This is a genomic window from Geodermatophilus aquaeductus, from assembly GCF_900182545.1.
GTDB lineage: Bacteria > Actinomycetota > Actinomycetes > Mycobacteriales > Geodermatophilaceae > Geodermatophilus > Geodermatophilus aquaeductus.
Genome location: NZ_FXTJ01000008.1, coordinates 1 through 16,030, shown reverse-complemented (window position 1 = coordinate 16,030; position 16,030 = coordinate 1). Strand labels below are relative to the sequence as shown.

The 16,030-nt window shown below is 74.8% G+C and carries 17 protein-coding genes; all 17 read right to left on the bottom strand.

Annotated features, from left to right (window positions below; translation table 11 throughout):
* Positions 1 to 5 precede the first annotated feature (5 nt).
* Entirely contained in the window at positions 6 to 1,199 is a 1,194-nt protein-coding gene (locus FN207_RS18270) for a phosphoglycerate kinase (protein ID WP_142459892.1), read from the bottom strand.
* Positions 1,199 to 2,206: a type I glyceraldehyde-3-phosphate dehydrogenase gene (gene gap / locus FN207_RS18265; RefSeq protein ID WP_142459891.1), complete on the bottom strand. Its 1,008-nt coding sequence runs from the start codon at positions 2,204 to 2,206 to the stop codon at positions 1,199 to 1,201. Before gap ends, FN207_RS18270 begins: the two co-directional genes overlap by 1 nt.
* A gap of 112 nt (positions 2,207 to 2,318) precedes the next feature.
* Complete coding sequence (locus tag FN207_RS18260) at positions 2,319 to 3,992, bottom strand: histidine kinase N-terminal 7TM domain-containing diguanylate cyclase (protein WP_142459890.1); 1,674 nt, start codon at positions 3,990 to 3,992, stop codon at positions 2,319 to 2,321.
* Positions 3,993 to 4,170: 178 nt separating this feature from the next.
* A complete protein-coding gene (gene whiA / locus FN207_RS18255) occupies positions 4,171 to 5,145 on the bottom strand; it encodes a DNA-binding protein WhiA (RefSeq protein ID WP_425283686.1) in 975 nt (324 codons plus the stop codon).
* Between the two features lie 112 nt (positions 5,146 to 5,257).
* Complete coding sequence (locus FN207_RS18250) at positions 5,258 to 6,190, bottom strand: gluconeogenesis factor YvcK family protein (RefSeq protein ID WP_246066163.1); 933 nt, start codon at positions 6,188 to 6,190, stop codon at positions 5,258 to 5,260.
* Positions 6,191 to 6,231: 41 nt separating this feature from the next.
* On the bottom strand, positions 6,232 to 7,215 hold the full coding sequence (rapZ, locus tag FN207_RS18245) for an RNase adapter RapZ (protein WP_142459888.1): 984 nt from the start codon (positions 7,213 to 7,215) through the stop codon (positions 6,232 to 6,234).
* Entirely contained in the window at positions 7,212 to 9,227 is a 2,016-nt protein-coding gene (uvrC, locus tag FN207_RS18240; RefSeq protein WP_142459887.1) for an excinuclease ABC subunit UvrC, read from the bottom strand. Before uvrC ends, rapZ begins: the two co-directional genes overlap by 4 nt.
* Positions 9,228 to 9,283: 56 nt before the next feature.
* Positions 9,284 to 10,192: an alpha/beta fold hydrolase gene (locus FN207_RS18235; RefSeq protein WP_142459886.1), complete on the bottom strand. Its 909-nt coding sequence runs from the start codon at positions 10,190 to 10,192 to the stop codon at positions 9,284 to 9,286.
* 78 nt (positions 10,193 to 10,270) lie between these two features.
* Positions 10,271 to 10,552 carry a hypothetical protein gene (locus FN207_RS18230; protein WP_110907310.1) on the bottom strand — a complete coding sequence of 94 codons (282 nt, stop codon included), beginning with the start codon at positions 10,550 to 10,552 and terminating at the stop codon, positions 10,271 to 10,273.
* Positions 10,553 to 10,640: 88 nt separating this feature from the next.
* On the bottom strand, positions 10,641 to 11,054 hold the full coding sequence (locus FN207_RS18225; RefSeq protein WP_246066162.1) for a universal stress protein: 414 nt from the start codon (positions 11,052 to 11,054) through the stop codon (positions 10,641 to 10,643).
* Entirely contained in the window at positions 11,051 to 12,619 is a 1,569-nt protein-coding gene (locus tag FN207_RS18220) for a tripartite tricarboxylate transporter permease (RefSeq protein WP_142459885.1), read from the bottom strand. The genes FN207_RS18225 and FN207_RS18220 overlap by 4 nt, the downstream gene beginning before the upstream one ends.
* A complete protein-coding gene (locus FN207_RS18215; protein WP_221888275.1) occupies positions 12,619 to 13,197 on the bottom strand; it encodes a tripartite tricarboxylate transporter TctB family protein in 579 nt (192 codons plus the stop codon). The genes FN207_RS18220 and FN207_RS18215 overlap by 1 nt, the downstream gene beginning before the upstream one ends.
* A 2-nt stretch (positions 13,198 to 13,199) precedes the next feature.
* A complete protein-coding gene (locus FN207_RS18210) occupies positions 13,200 to 14,180 on the bottom strand; it encodes a Bug family tripartite tricarboxylate transporter substrate binding protein (RefSeq protein ID WP_142459883.1) in 981 nt (326 codons plus the stop codon).
* A gap of 110 nt (positions 14,181 to 14,290) precedes the next feature.
* Positions 14,291 to 14,713 (bottom strand): VOC family protein, encoded by a 423-nt coding sequence (locus FN207_RS18205; RefSeq protein WP_142459882.1) that lies wholly within the window; start codon positions 14,711 to 14,713, stop codon positions 14,291 to 14,293.
* 10 nt (positions 14,714 to 14,723) lie between these two features.
* Positions 14,724 to 15,176: a helix-turn-helix domain-containing protein gene (locus FN207_RS18200; RefSeq protein ID WP_142459881.1), complete on the bottom strand. Its 453-nt coding sequence runs from the start codon at positions 15,174 to 15,176 to the stop codon at positions 14,724 to 14,726.
* Positions 15,173 to 15,481, bottom strand: a complete 309-nt coding sequence (locus tag FN207_RS18195; RefSeq protein ID WP_142459880.1) for a DUF6191 domain-containing protein — start codon at positions 15,479 to 15,481, stop codon at positions 15,173 to 15,175. The genes FN207_RS18200 and FN207_RS18195 overlap by 4 nt, the downstream gene beginning before the upstream one ends.
* Before the next feature lie 63 nt (positions 15,482 to 15,544).
* Positions 15,545 to 15,805: a hypothetical protein gene (locus FN207_RS18190; RefSeq protein ID WP_142459879.1), complete on the bottom strand. Its 261-nt coding sequence runs from the start codon at positions 15,803 to 15,805 to the stop codon at positions 15,545 to 15,547.
* Positions 15,806 to 16,030 lie beyond the last annotated feature (225 nt).

Sequence of the window (16,030 nt, the reverse complement as noted above, 5' to 3'; positions counted from 1 at the left end):
CCTCCTCAGTCCGCCAGCACCGCGAGGCCGGGCAGCTCCCGGCCCTCGAGGTACTCCAGCGACGCGCCGCCGCCGGTGCTGATGTGCCCGTAGGCGGCCTCGTCGAGGCCGAGCTGGCGGACCGCGGCGGCCGAGTCGCCCCCGCCGACCACCGACAGCCCGTCGACGGCGGCCACGGCCTCGGCCACGCCGCGGGTGCCGGCCTGGAAGGGAGCCAGCTCGAAGACGCCCATCGGGCCGTTCCAGAACACCGTGCGCGCACCGGCCAGCTCGCCGCCGAACGCCTCGACCGTGCGCGGGCCGACGTCGAGACCCATCTGGCCGTCGGGGATCTGGTCGACGGGGACGACGGTGGTCTCGGTGTCGGCGCTGAACTCCGGCGCGCAGACGACGTCGAGCGGCAGCACGATCCGCTCCCCCGCCTCGGCCAGCAGCCGGCGGCAGGTGTCGACCTGGTCGGCCTCCAGCAGCGACGTCCCGACGCCGTGGCCCTGCGCGGCCAGGAAGGTGAAGCACATGCCCCCGCCGACCAGCAGCCGGTCGACCTTGGGCAGCAGCGCCTCGATGACGGCGAGCTTGTCGCTGACCTTCGACCCGCCGAGCACCACGACGTAGGGACGGTCGGGGTCGCGGGTCAGCCGGGTGAGGACGTCGAGCTCGGTGGCCACGAGCCGGCCGGCCACGTGCGGCAGCCGTTCGGCGACGTCGTAGACCGAGGCGTGCCTGCGGTGCACGGCGCCGAACGCGTCGTCGACGAAGACGTCGGCGAGCGCGGCCAGCCGGTCGGCGAGTTCTCCGCGCTCGGCGTCGTCCTTGGACGTCTCGGCGGCCTCGAAGCGGACGTTCTCCAGCAGCAGGACCCCGCCGTCGGGCAGTGACGACGCCCGCGCGCGGGCGTCGTTCCCGGCGACGTCGGAGGCCAGCGGGACCTCGACGCCGAGCAGCTCGCCGAGCCGCGCGGCGACCGGCGCCAGCGAGTACTGCGGGTCGGGCGCGCCCTTGGGCCGGCCCAGGTGCGCCGCGACGACGACGCGGGCGCCGGCCTCGCGCAGCGCCTGCAGCGTGGGCAGGCTGGCGCGGATCCGGCCGTCGTCGGTGATCGCCCGGGTCTGCTTGTCGAGGGGGACGTTCAGGTCGGCGCGCAGGAGCACGCGCCGGCCCGACACCCCCTCGGCGAGCAGGTCGTCGAGGGACCGCATCAGAGGGAGGCGCCGACGAGCTCGACGGAGTCGACCAGCCGGTTGGAGTAGCCCCACTCGTTGTCGTACCAGCCGAGCACCTTGACCATCGGGCCGAAGACCTTGGTCAGCTTCGCGTCGTAGATGCACGAGGCCGGGTCGGTGACGATGTCGGAGGAGACGATCGGCGCCGAGGTGTAGGTGAGGATCCCGGCCAGCGGGCCGGACTCGGCGGCCGCGCGGTAGGCGGCGTCGACGTCCTCGGCCGAGGCCTCGCGGGTCAGCTGGACGGTGAGGTCGGTGGCCGAGCCGGTGGGGACCGGGACGCGCATGGCGTAGCCGTCGAGCTTGCCCTGCAGCTCCGGCAGCACCAGGCCGATCGCCTTCGCGGCACCGGTCGAGGTCGGGACGATGTTGAGCGCGGCGGCGCGGGCGCGGCGCAGGTCCTTGTGCGGGCCGTCCTGCAGGTTCTGGTCGGCGGTGTAGGCGTGGATCGTCGTCATCAAGCCGCGCTCGATGCCGAAGGCGTCGTTGAGCACCTTGGCCAGCGGGGCCAGGCAGTTCGTGGTGCAGGACGCGTTGCTGATGATCGTCTGCGAGCCGTCGTACTTGTCGTGGTTGACGCCCATGACGATGGTGAGGTCGTCGCCGGTGGCCGGCGCGGAGATGACGACCTTCTTGGCGCCGCCCTTGTCCACGTGCTTGCGGGCGTCGTCGGCCTTCGTGAAGAAGCCGGTGGACTCCACGACGACGTCGACGCCGAGGTCGCCCCACGGCAGCGCGGCCGGGTCGCGCTCGGACAGGACCTTCATCGTCTTCCCGGCGATGTCGATGCCGCCGTCGGAGGCGGCGACGTCCTCGCCGAGCACGCCCAGGATGCTGTCGTACTTGAGCAGGTGGGCCAGGACCTCGGGGCTGGTCAGGTCGTTGACCGCCACGATCTCGATGTCCTTGCCGCTGGCCGCGGCGGCCCGCCAGAAGTTGCGGCCGATGCGGCCGAACCCGTTGATGCCCACGCGTACGGTCACGAGCTGACCTCCATGTGTCCCGGCGACGCCCGTCGCCCCGTCGGCCGCGCGGCGCGCGGCCTCGATCGGCGACGACCCTATCGGCCGCGGCCACGGGCGTCCCGGGGGAAGGTCAGACCCCCGGGACGAGCTCCTGCAGGTCGCCCGGCGTCGCCGGCGCGGGGACGGCCGGGCGCGGAGTCGGCTCGGCGGCGACCACGCGATCGCGGCCGGTGGCCTTGGCCGTGTACAGGGCGCGGTCGGCGGCCTCGAGCAGCGCGGCGGCCGAGGTGCCGTCGGCCGGGCAGACCGCGACGCCGACGCTGACGGTGACGGTGACGGTCTCGCCGTCGAGGGCGTGCCGGGCGGCGGCGACCTCGCGGCGGACCTGCTCCCCGCGGTCCAGCGCCTGCTCGCGCCCGGCGCCGGGCAGGACGAGCACGAACTCCTCGCCGCCGAGGCGCGCGGCGGTGTCGCCGTCGCGGACGGCGCCGGTCAGGGTGCCGGCGACGGCGGTGAGCACGCGGTCGCCGGCGGCGTGGCCGAAGCGGTCGTTGACGGCCTTGAAGTGGTCGACGTCGACGACGAGCAGCGACAGCTGCCCGGTGCGCGGGCGGCGGGCCAGGTCGGCCTCCAGTGCCCGGTCGAGGTGGCGGCGGTTGTGCAGCCCGGTCAGCGGGTCGCGGACGGCCTCCTCGGCGAGGACGGCGCGCAGCCGCTCGATGACCTCGACCTGCTCGGCCAGCTGCTGATTGAGCCGCTCGACGGCGACCTGGCGCTCCTGCTGCTCGCTGACGTCGCGGACCACGAGGATCCGCCCCAGCGCCCGGCCGCGCGGGTCGGAGACGGCGGAGTCCCGCACGTCGAGCCAGACGCCGGGCCGGACCTCGGCGACGCGGTGGCCGTCCCGGTACTCGGTGGTGCCGAGGACCGCGAGCGCCCGGGCGCCGGCGACCTCGGCGAGGGGACGGCCGACCAGGTCGCCGTCGAGTTCGGGGCGCAGCCGCCGCAGCATCCGGGTGGCGGCGGGGTTGCCGTCGATGAGGACGCCGTCGGGGTCGACGACGAGCACGGCGTCGGGCACGGTGTCGACGACCTGTTCCCGGGCGACCGGGACCAGCCGGAGCAGGCCGCCGCGGAAGATCGCCCAGCAGTCGACGAGCCCGGTGAGCAGGAAGAACAGAGGCGTCAGGTCGGTGCCGTGCCCGTCGAGCTGCGAGCTCACGGACAGCACGTTGCCCACCGTGGACAGGCAGGCTGAGCCGAGCAGGATGCCGATCTGGCGGCGGAAGACGCCGGCGGCACGGAACCAGCGGCGGACCAGGAACGCGTAGGCCACGCCGATCAGCGCGTACGAGTAGGCGGTGTGGGCCAGGAACAGCGGTCCGAAGGTCACCCGCGACTCGGCGCCGGCCGCGCCGGACATCATGTCCGTGATCACCAGGTCGCGCGTGGCCGGGAGGGTGCCGGTGACGACCAGCAGGACCGGTTCGATCGCCAGGAGGGCCGCGGCGACGGGCGTCATCCGCCACGAGGGGTCGGCGACGGTGCGGGCGAGCACCCAGGTGCCCACCACGACCAGTCCCACGGCGGCCATGAGCAGCGGCACGTAGGCGCGCTGCACCGGCTCGCTGCCGGCCGCGTAGACGACCGCGTCGGCCGTCGACCAGGTGGCGACGCCGGACATCGTGGCCGCGAGCGCGGTGGCCGCGGGTGTGCGGTGCCGCCGTCGCCAGGCCAGGACGCCGGTGCAGACCGCCACCAGCCCCGCGCAGGCGAAGACCACCGCCCACAGCAGTGGCGTCATCCCGGCTCCTCGAGATCCCGGCGCGCTCTGCTCGCCCGCCGCTGCCGGGAGATTCGGCCCGGCGGCGTCCGTTCTGGAGCCGGGTGACCCGTCGGGGTGAGACACCCGGACACGCAGGACCCCGGACAGCCGAGAGGCCCCGCACCGGTACCGGTGCGGGGCCTCTCGTGTGGTGCCGCTACTGGGCGAGCATGTCGTCGGTGACGACGGACTCGGTGTCGGGGATGCCGAGGTCCTTGGCGCGCTTGTCGGCCATCGCCAGGAGACGCCGTATGCGGCCGGCGACGGCGTCCTTCGTCATCGGCGGGTCGGCGCGCTGCCCGAGCTCCTCCAGCGACGCCTGGCCGTGCTCGAGGCGCAGCCGGCCGGCGACCAGCAGGTGCTCGGGGGCGTCGCCGGCGAGGATCTCCAGCGCCCGCTCCACCCGGGCGCTGGCCGCCACCGCGGCGCGGGCCGAGCGGCGCAGGTTGGCGTCGTCGAAGTTGGCCAGCCGGTTGGCCGTGGCCCGGACCTCGCGGCGCATGCGCCGCTCCTCCCAGGCCAGGACCGCGTCGTGGGCGCCCATCCGGGTGAGCAGCGCGCTGATCGCGTCGCCGTCGCGGACGACCACGCGGTCGGCGCCGCGGACCTCGCGCGCCTTGGCGGCGATGCCGAGCCGGCGCGCCGCGCCGACCAGCGCCATGGCCGCCTCGGGGCCGGGGCAGGTCACCTCCAGCGAGGAGGACCGGCCGGGCTCGGTGAGCGAGCCGTGCGCGAGGAAGGCGCCCCGCCAGGCGGCCTCGGCGTCGTTGATGCTGCCGGAGACCACCGACGGCGGCAAGCCGCGCACCGGGCGGCCGCGCTGGTCGACCAGCCCGGTCTGCCGGGCCAGGCCCTCGCCGTGCTTGGCGATGCGGACCAGGTAGCGCACGCCGCGGCGGATGTTGCCGCCGGCGAGCACGCTGACCCCGCTGGTGTAGCCGTAGACCTCGCTGATGTCCCGGCGCAGCCGGCGCGCGACCGAGCCGGTGTCCAGCTCGGCCTCGATCACGACCCGGCCGCCCACGATGTGCAGGCCCCCGGAGAAGCGCAGCAGCGCGGTGACCTCGGCCTTCCGCTCGGAGGTCCGCGTGCACTCCACCCGGGACAGCTCGTCCTTGACCATGGCGGTCATCGCCACGACGACCACCCCCTGCTCTGCTGCGGCGCCATCCTCGGCGTCACCTCTCCCCCTCGTACCGTCCGCGCACCACCGTTGCCGGTGCGCCGGTTGGGACCGTTCCCCCTCACCGCGCCCCGACCACCGTCGCCAGCGCGGCGGAGAGCCGCGCGGGGTCGTGGCGTGGTGAGCCGTCGGGCGCGGCGACCGGAGCCAGGACCAGCTCGGCGCCGCACTCGCGCACCGCTGACAGGAGACCACAGCGGTCAACCACCGATTCCGCATCCGCGACCACGGTGTGCAGCGCCACTCCGTCCAGGTGCGCCTGCAGCACCCGCAGGTGCTCCTCCGGGGAGAACCCGTCCGTCTCCCCCGGCTGCGGCTCCAGGTTGAGCACGACGACGACGCGGGCGCTCGTGGCGGCCAGCGCGGCGCGCAGCCGCGGCACCAGCAGGTGCGGCAGCACGGAGGTGTACCAGGACCCCGGGCCGAGCGAGACGACGTCGGCGGCGGCGATCGCGGCCAGCACGTCGGGGTGCACGGGCGGGTCGGGCGGCGAGACGAGGATGTCGCGGACCCGCCCCGGGGTGGAGGCGATCGCGACCTGCCCGCGGATGGTGCGGGTGCGGGCGGGGTCGTCGGGGTCGACGGTCTCCACGCGGGCGACGAGGTCCAGCGGCACGTCGGCCATCGGGAGCACGCGGCCGCAGGCGCCGACGAGCCCGCAGACGGCGTCGAGGGCGCGGACGGTGTCGCCGCCGTGCAGCTCCACGAGCCCGGTGAGGACGAGGTTGCCGACCGGGTGCCCGGCCAGGACGCCCGTTCCCCCGAGCCGGTGCTGCAGCAGCCGCGCCATCTCCTGCCGGCCGGGGTCCTCGCCGGCGAGCGCGGCCAGCGCCATCCGGAGGTCGCCGGGCGGCAGCACCGGCATCTCCCGGCGGATGCGCCCGGAGGAGCCACCGTCGTCGGCGACGGTGACGACGGCGGTCAGCTCGGACGTGAGCTGCCGCCAGGCGGCCAGCGCGGCGGCCAGGCCGTGCCCGCCGCCGAGGGCGACCACCCGCGGCGGAGTCCCCGCCCCGGGTGCCGGCGTGCCGCCCACTACTCGCGGCCCAGGTCGCGGTGGCGGGCGACCGTGTCGATGCCCTCGGCGGCCAGCCGGCGGGCGAACTCCTCGGCGATGGCGACGCTGCGGTGCTTGCCGCCGGTGCAGCCGACCGCGAGCGTCAGGTAGCGCTTGCCCTCGCGCCGGTAGCCGGGGATCAGCAGCCGCAGCACCTCGGTGTAGCGGTCGAGGAACGGCTGCGCGGCCTCCTGCCCCAGCACGTAGTCGCGCACGTCGGGGTCCTGCCCGGTGTGCGGGCGCAGCTCGGGCAGCCAGTGCGGGTTGGGCAGGAACCGGGCGTCGACGACGAGGTCGGCGTCCAGGGGCAAGCCGTACTTGAAGCCGAAGCTCAGCACGGTCGCCGTCAGCGGCGGGGTGCGGCCCTCCCGCGCGAAGGCGTTCTCCAGGGTCGCGCGCAGCTGGTGCACGTTGAGGTCGCTGGTGTCGACCCACAGGTCGGCCTCGCCGGCGATGCCGGTGAGCAGCGCCCGCTCGGCGGTGATGCCGTCGAGGATGCGGCCGGAGCCCTGCAGCGGGTGCTCGCGTCGGTTGGACTCGTAGCGCCGCACGAGCACCTCGTCGCGGGCGTGCACGAAGACCACCCGCGGCTTGTGCCCGGCCTCGGCGAGCACCCGGATGGCCTCCTGCAGGTCGCTGGTGAACGCGCGGCTGCGGACGTCGACGACGGCGGCGAACCGGCGGACGTCGCCGCGGGCGCCGAGCTCGACCATCGGCGTGAGCAGCGCCGGCGGCAGGTTGTCGACGACGTACCAGCCGAGGTCCTCCAGCACCCGCCCGGCGGTGTTCTTGCCCGCGCCGGACAGGCCCGTGACGACGACGACCTCGACCGGCGGCGTCTCGGTGCTCGCGGCGTCGAGCCCGGCCGGGACGTCGGCCTGCGGCCCCGCCTGGCCCTCGAGCGCGGCGGTCTCCCCGGTCGGTGCGGCGGTGCCCTCCCCGGTCAGCTGCTCCTCGCTCACGAGGCGACCCGGCCGACCTCGGCGGTGTCCCCGGCCGCGGCGCGGGGCGTGCCCCGCTCGGCCGGTCCGCTGGGGGCCGTCGTGGACTCCGCCGTCTCCGCCGCCGGCTCGGCGACGGCTGCGAGCACCGCCTCGGCGGTCCGCCGGCCGATGCCGGGGACGGCCATGAGCTCCTCGACCGAGGCCGCCCGCAGCCGCTTGAGGGACCCGAACTGCTTCATCAGCGCCTTCCGCCGCGTCTCCCCGAGACCGGGGACGTCGTCCAACAGGGAGACCAGCATGCTGACCGACCGCTTCTGCCGGTGGTAGGTGATCGCGAACCGGTGCGCCTCGTCGCGCACCCGCTGCAGCAGGTACAGCGCCTCGGAGGTGCGCGGCAGGATCACCGGGTCGCTCTCCCCCGGCAGCCACACCTCCTCCATGCGCTTGGCCAGCCCGCAGACGGCGACGTCGACGACGCCGAGCTCGTCCAGCGAGCGCGCCGCCGCGGCCACCTGCGGGGCGCCGCCGTCGACGACCAGCAGGTTCGGCGGGTAGGCGAACCGGCGCGGCCGGCCCTCCTCGGCCGCGATGCCCTGCTCGTCGCGCCGGTCGGCCTCCTCCTTGAGGTGGCGGGCGAAGCGGCGGCGGACCACCTCGGCCATGGCCGCGGTGTCGTCGGTGCCCTCGTGCACCGAGAAGCGCCGGTAGTCCGACTTCTTCGCCAGGCCGTCCTCGAACACGACCATCGAGGCGACGACGTTGGTCTGCTGTACGTGGCTGATGTCGATGCACTCGATGCGCAGCGGCGCCTCGGGCAGCTCGAGGGCCTCCTGCAGCTCCGACAGCGCCAGCGAGCGCGCGGTGAGGTCGCTGGAGCGCTTGACCCGGTGCCGGGCGAAGGACTCCTTGGCGTTGCGCTCGACGGTCTCCATGAGGCTGCGCTTGTCGCCGCGCTGCGGGACGCGCAGCGACACCCGGGAGCCGCGCAGCTCGCTGAGCAGCTCCTCGTAGACGTCGGCGTCGTCGGGGAGCTCGGGGACGAGCACCTCCCGGGGCACCGCCTCGCCGGCCTCGGTGGCGCCGGTGGCCTCGTCGACGCCGCCGTAGACCTGCAGGAGGAACTGCTCCACCAGCTCGCCGGTGGTGACCTCCTCGACCTTGTCGATGATCCAGCCGCGCTGGCCGCGGACCCGGCCGCCGCGCACGTGGAAGACCTGGACGGCGGCCTCCAGCTCGTCCTGGGCGAAGGCGACGACGTCGGCGTCGGTGCCGTCGCCGAGGACGACGGCCTGCTTCTCCATGGCCCGCTTGAGCGCCCCGAGGTCGTCGCGCAGCCGCGCGGCCTTCTCGTACTCCATCGCCTCGGCGGCCTCGGCCATCTCCCGCTCCAGCCGCCTGACCATGAGGTCGGTGCGGCCGGCCATGAAGTCGCAGAAGTCGTCGACGATCGCCCGGTGCTCCTCGGCGCTGACCCGGCCGACGCACGGCGCGGCGCACTTGCCGATGTAGCCGAGCAGGCAGGGCCGGCCGATCTGCCCGGCGCGCTTGAAGACGCCGTTGGAGCAGGTGCGGGCGGGGAAGACGCGGGTGAGCGTGTCGAGCGTCTCGCGGATGGCCCAGGCGTGGGCGTAGGGGCCGAAGTAGCGGACGCCCTTCTTCTTCGGCCCGCGCATCACCTGCAGCCGCGGGTACTCCTCGTTGAGGGTCACCGCCAGGCTCGGGTAGCTCTTGTCGTCGCGGTAGCGGACGTTGAACCGCGGGTCGAACTCCTTGATCCAGTTGTACTCGAGCTGGAGGGCCTCGACCTCGGTGCCGACGACGGTCCACTCGACGCTCGCCGCCGTCGTCACCATCTGGCGGGTGCGCGGGTGCAGGCCGGCGACGTCGGCGAAGTAGCTGTTCAGCCGCTGGCGCAGGCTCTTGGCCTTGCCGACGTAGACGACCCGGCCGTTGGGGTCGCGGAACTTGTAGACGCCCGGGCTCTCGGGGATGCTCCCGACCGCCGGGCGGTACGTGGACGGGTCGGGCACCCCTCCACAGTAGGTGGGACCGCCGACGATCTGCCGGGGAACTCCACTGCTGTCATTCAGGGCAGGCGTGCCTCCAGCCACGACAGCAGGTCGGCGGTCACCTCGTCGCGGTTGGTCTCGTTGAAGACCTCGTGCCGGGCGTCGGGGTACACGTGCTGCTCCACCTCGAGGCCGCGGGCGCGCATGAGGTCCGCGAGCGCCGTCACCTGCGCGGCGTCCTCGCCGCCCACCGGGTCGCGCTGCCCGGACAGCAGCAGCACCGGCAGCCCGCCGGGCAGGTCCGCCACGGCCTCCGGCGTCGCGCAGCCGGCGACCAGGGCGAACATCCCGGCGCCGTAGCCGTACGTGGGCGGGACGTCGTCGCCGCACAGCGGGTCGGCGACGTAGGCGTCGACCTCGGCCTCGTCGCGGGAGAGCCAGTCGTGCGGGGTGCGGGCGGGCTCGAAGGCGGTGTTGAAGGTGCTGAGGGCGTCCATCGGCTGGTCGCCCGCCCCGGCGGCGACCGCGGCCTCCAGCTGCGGCACGGCGTCGGCCATGTGCGGGGCGACGCCGATCGGCCCGGAGAGCACCAGCCCGGCGAGGCCGGCGCCGTCGCGCTCGGCCGAGGCCAGTGCCACCGCCGAGCCCAGCGAGTGGCCGAGCAGGAACCGCGGGACGCCGGGGTGCTCGTCGGCCAGGCGCTGCCCGAGGTCGCGGACGTCGTCGAGGACGTGCGCGCTCGTGGCGCCGTCGCCGAAGCGGCCGCCGCCGGTGGACTCCGCGGTCAGCCCGTGCCCGCGCTGGTCGAGGGCGGCGACGGCGAACCCGCGGGCGGTGAGGGCCGCGGCGAGGCGCCCGTAGCGGCCGGCGTGCTCCGAGAGCCCGTGCACCAGCTGGATCGTCGCGCGCACCTCGCCGTCGGGCGCCCAGCGGCGCTCGGCCAGGCGGGCACCGTCGGCAGCGGTCGTGAAGCTGGGGTCGGTCATGGGGCTGGCCTCCTCGGACGTCGTCGTCGGAGGTCAGCCTGCCGTCCCGCCCAGCCCGCCGCAGCGCGGGCCCTGGGCTCAGCCCACGGGGTGCGAGCGGTGCAGCGCGGGCAGGTGCACCGCGGCGACGGCGCGCTGGCCCAGGCGGACGGTGCGCGCGCCGAGCACGAGCGCCGCGACCAGCCCGACGCCGCCGGCGAGGAACGCCACGGCCCCGGGCACGGCGAGCTCACCGGTGACGGTGAGGGCGGCCACCGTCACGAGCGCGGCCAGGACCACGGTCGACCGGATCCGCGGGCCGGTCACCGGTGATCCGCAGTTGGACAGGTCGGGATCGCAGTCGGGCGTGAGCGCGCTCATGGGCGTCTCCTCCATCGAGGACCCCGCCACGCCGAACCGGGAGCGTGACGTCCGTCACAGAGACGATAAGCGCAGTGACGCCCCGGACTCAAGTGGGGCGGGGCGGGCCCTTCACCGTGAGGATCGGGCACTCGACGGTCAGCAGGATCCGCTGGGCGGCGCTGCCCATGAGCAGCTTCCCCACGGCGGAGCGCCGGCGCAGGCCGATGACGAGCAGGTCGGCGCCGGTCTCGGAGACGGCATCGGCGAGCTCCTCGGCGACGTCGCGGCCGATCGGGCGGCGCAGCTCGAAGGGCAGCCCGGACACGGTCAGCTCGTCCTGGAGCCGACGCAGCGGGTCGCCCTGCAGGTACTCCTCGTCGACCAGCGCGTCGCCGCGGCTGCTGTTGACCACCACCAGCCGGGCGCCGCGGCGGTGCGCCTCCTCCACGCCGTGCTCGAGGGCGGCCCGCCCGCGCGGTGTGGGCACGTGCCCGACGACGACCACCGGCTGCCGGCTCACCGTTCCTCCTCGTCCGCGGGCGGGGCGCCGACGGTCTCCCGGTGCCGCAACCCCTCCCCTGCCTGCAGTTCCTCCGGCGTCGCCCGCCGTCCCCGCACCGCCCGGAGCACCACCGGCAGCACCAGTGCGAGGACGGCCAGCGCGAGCACGATGCGGCTGAACCAGGTGTCGACCAGCACGCCGAGGTCGCCGCTGCTGATGGCCAGCGCGCGCCGCAGGTTGGTCTCGGCCACCGGGCCCAGGATGAGGCCGATGACCGCCGGGGCCACCGGCCAGCCGTAGCGGCGCATCGCGAAGCCGAGCAGGCCGATGACGAGCAGCAGGACCAGGTCGAGCGGGTCGGCGTTGACGGCGTAGCAGCCGAGCGAGGCGAACAGCAGGATGCCCGCGTACAGGTAGGGCCGCGGGATGCGCAGCAGCTTCACCCACACCCCGGCCAGGGGCAGGTTCAGCACCAGCAGCATGAAGTTGCCGATGAGCAGCGAGGCGATCAGCGTCCAGACCAGGGACGACTCGGTGGACAGCAGCGTCGGGCCGGGCTGGATGCCGTAGCCCTGGAAGGCGGCCAGGATGATCGCCGCGGTGGCCGAGGTGGGCAGGCCCAGCGTGAGCAGCGGGACGAGCACGCCCGCGGCGGCCGCGTTGTTGGCCGCCTCCGGCCCGGCGACGCCCTCGATGGCGCCCCGGCCGAACTCCTCCGGGTGCTTGGTCAGCTTCCGCTCGGCCGCGTAGGACAGGAACGTCGGGATCTCCGCGCCGCCGGCCGGCAGCGCGCCGAGCGGGAAGCCGAGCGCGGTGCCGCGCAGCCAGGGCTTCCAGGACCGGCGCAGGTCGGCGCGGGTCAGGTACGACCCGGACGCCGCCATCACCTCGACGGGCCCGCGGCGCAGCCGGGACGCGACGTAGAGCGTCTCCCCCACGGCGAACAGCCCGACGGCGACCACGACGACGTCGATGCCGTCGGAGAGCTGCGGGACGCCGACGGTGAACCGCTCCTGCCCGGTGAGCACGTCGGTGCCGACCAGCCCGAGGTAGAGGCCCACCCCGAGGGAGGCCAGCCCGCGCAGCGGCGAGGCGCCCAGCACGGTGGCGACCGCGACGAACGCCAGGACGGCGAGGGCGAAGTAGTCGGCGGGCGTGATGCCGATCGCCAGGTCGACGACGACCGGAGCGACCAGCGCGAGGAGGAGGGTGGCGATGGTGCCGGCGACGAAGGAGCCGATCGCCGCGGTGGCCAGCGCCGCGGCCCCGCGGCCGGACTTGGCCATCAGGTTGCCCTCGAGCGCGGTCATGATCGAGCTGGACTCGCCGGGGGTGTTGAGCAGGATCGACGTCGTCGACCCGCCGTACATGCCGCCGTAGTAGATGCCGGCGAACATGATGAACGCCGTCGTCGGCTCGAGCGTGTAGGTGACCGGCAGCAGCAGCGCGACGGTCATGGCCGGGCCGATGCCCGGCAGCACGCCGACGGCGGTCCCGAGGACGACGCCGAGCAGCGCGAAGAGCAGGTTGACCGGGGTGAGCGCGTCGGCGAACCCGCCGAGGAGGTCGGACAGGGCGCCCATCAGAACCAGCTCGTGGCGAGCTCGAGGAGGACGCCGCCGGGCAGGGCGACGCCGAGGCCCTTGACGAAGACGATCCACACGACGACCGCCAGCACGCCGCCGGCCAGGAGCGGCCGCACCACGCCGCGGGCGCCGAGGGACCAGGCGACCACCGCGAACATCAGCGTGACCGCCAGCGGCCAGCCGACGACGTTGATGAGCAGCGCCTGCCCGAGGAACGCGGCCGCGATGGTCCCGACGGCGACCCACGACGTCGGGGCGTCGGGGTCGACGTCCTCGCTCTCGTCGGCGGGCCCGCGGTCGCCCCGCAGCACGCGGAAGCCCAGCGCCAGCGCGGTGGCCAGCACGACGCCGCCGATGAGGTAGGGGAAGAAGCGCGGGCCGATGGTGTTCGACGAGCCCGGGATGGCGATGTTGGCGGCGTCGAGGAGCAGGTAGACGCCGAGGACGCCGAGCAGCACGGTCATCGCCAGCTCGCCGCGGCTGACGCCGGTGCGCGGCGGCGCGGGCGGGCGTCCGCCGGCCGAGGCGTGTGCCCCGGTGGCGTCCCGGGTGGAGACGTCCGGGTCGGGCGACACGCTCACTGCACCAGGCCGATCTCGCGCAGGATCGCCAGCACCCGCTGCTCCTCCTCGACGAGGAACTCGCCGTACTCCTCGCCGGCCAGCAGCAGGTCGCTCCAGCCGTTCGTCTCCAGCGCCTCGGCCCACTCGTCGCTGTCGTGGACGTCGACGACGAGCGCGGTGAGGTCCTCGCGCGCCTGGTCGGACATGCCCGGGCGGGCCATGAGCCCACGCCAGTTGTCGACCTCGACGTCGAACCCGGACTCGACCAGCGTCGGCACGTCGGGCACCTGGTCGGAGCGCTCCGCCGTGGACACGGCCAGGCCCACCAGGTCGCCGGTGCGGACCTGCTCGCCGTAGTCGGCGGTGCCCGAGATGCCGGCGGCGACCTGGTTGCCGAGCAGGGCCGCGAGCGACTCGCCGCCGCCGGAGTAGGCGATGTAGTTGACCTGCCCGGGGTCGATGCCCGCGGCCTGGGCGAGCAGCCCGGCCAGGATCTGGTCGGTGCCCCCGGCCGAGCCGCCGGCGATCGGGGTGCCCGCCGGGTCGGCCGCCCAGGCCTCGACGAAACCCGCGATGTCGGAGTACGGCGCGTCGGCCGGGGCCACGATGAGCTCGGTCTCGCCGATGAGCCGGGCGATCGGGGTGACGTCGGCCAGGCGGGTGGCGGAGTCGTTGGTGTCGACGGCGCCCACCATGACCAGGCCCATCATCATCAGCAGCGCGTCGTCGGTCTCCCGGGCGAGCTGGCCCAGGCCGATCGTGCCGCCGGCGCCCTCGACGTTGAAGACCTGCACGTTGCGGGCCAGGCCGCTGGTCTGCACGACCCGCTGGAAGACGCGGGCGGTGGTGTCCCAGCCGCCGCCGGGGCTGGCCGGGGCCATGAGCCGCAGCCGCGAGAGGTCGCCGGCCTGCACCACCGTGCCGGCACACCCGGCCAGCACGCCGGCGGTCGTGGCCAGCGCCCCGGCGAGGAAGGACCTCCGGCTGAGTGGCACCTGCGGCTCCCCTCGGCCGTGACGACCGTCACACCGGACGCTAGACCCGCACCGCACCGGGGGCCAACCACGGCCGGACGACGACACCGCCGTCCGGCCGCTCGGGGCGGTCAGGACGTGGGTGACGGGGTCATCTGGGCGATGCGCACGGAGTTGCCGAACGGGTCCCGGAGGCCGAAGTCGATGCCGTAGGGCTGAACGACCGGCTCCTCGGGCAGGTCGACGCCCTTCTCCTTGAGCTCCGCGTGCGCCTTGTGCGCGTCGTCGGTGGTGAGGAACAGGTGCCCACCGCCGGCGCCCTTGGTGACGAGCTCGCGCACCTGGTCGGCGACCTCCGGGCCCACCGACGGCGGCGCGGGCCGCTCCAGCAGCACCGCGTGGCCGGGGTCGGACGGGAGGGCGACGGTCAGGAAGCGCATCGGCCCGAACTGCTGGTCGGTCTGGACCTCGAAGCCCAGCTTGCCGACGTAGAAGTCCAGCGCCTGGTCCTGGTCCAGCACGTAGAGGGAGGTGATCGAGATGGAGGTCAACATGGGGAGAACGCTAGGAGCGGGCGGGGTCGCCGGGCTTCTCCGGAACTGCTGACCTCTCGCTGGGGCGCGCCTTCTCGCTGGGGCGCAGCCAGCGCATCCCGAAGCAGCTCGGCACCGGCGCGAGCGGGCCGCGCCGCCGGTAGACGCTCGGCGGCTCCCCCACGACGTCGGCGAACACCCGGCTGAACGTGCCGAGGCTGGAGAACCCGACGGCCATGCAGATGTCGGTGACCGTGCGGTCGGTGCTGCGCAGCAGGAACATCGCCCTCTCCACCCGGCGGCGCTGCAGGTACCGGTGCGGCGTCTCACCGAAGGTGGCGCGGAAGGTGCGGATGAAGTGCGCCTCGGACACGTGGGCGACGCGCGCCAGCGCCGGCACGTCGAGCGGCTCGGCGTAGGAGCGGTCCATCTCGTCGCGGGCCCGCAGCATCCGGCGGTTGGAGTCCTCGCTGGCCCGGCTCACCGCTGCGGCAGGACCAGGTGGGCGACGCCGGCGTCGAGGTCCACCCGGCTGTGTGGCGGCGCGCCGTCGGTCTCGTCCTCGCGGAGGACCTCGCTCACGCTGCGCTCGTCGGCGTCGACCACCCGACCGGGCTCGAGCGCGCCGGACAGGACGTCGGTTCCCGCGGCCGACACCGCGTAGCGCCTCCGCCGGTGCAACGGGCTCCTCCGCCGCAGCCCGGAGGCCACCCGCTCGACCAGCGCCAGCCCGACGAGCAGCACCGCCAGCCCCGGGATCGTCAGCGCGACCAGCGTCCCCGGTCCCATGCACCCTCCTCCCGCCGGGTGCAGCATCGCATCGCGTACTGCCCGCACGGGTGCGGCGGGACCTCAGGCCGCCGTGAGGTCGCGGCACCTCGGGCACAGGCCGCCGGTGTCCGTCTCCGGCCACGGCTCGTCGGAGACGGCGACGATGACGCCGCACAGCGCCACCTCCGGCTCGCCGGTGAGCTCGTCGGGGTTGCGGTGCGCCTCGACGGCGTGCAGGGCGTCGGCGATCGCGTCCGGGTGCATGCGGCGGGGCCAGCAGGAGCGCGGCCGGCCGGAGAGGAGCAGGGTGCCGACCGCGCCGGCTGTTCGGTCCGGGGTCACGTCGAGGGCGTGCCCTGGATCACTGTTGCTCAATCAGCGGCCCCTCTCCGTCCCTGTTCTCGCAGGTCACCGGCTTGTGCGACGTTGCACTCGAACGTATGATCGACTGCGTGGACGACGTGTTGACCGCTCCGGCCCCGGTGCCGCCGGTCGGGTTGTCGTCCGGGCCGCTGGGCGAGGTCCAGGCCGCCGACCGGGAGATCTCCCGTCAGACGGCCCGCCGGG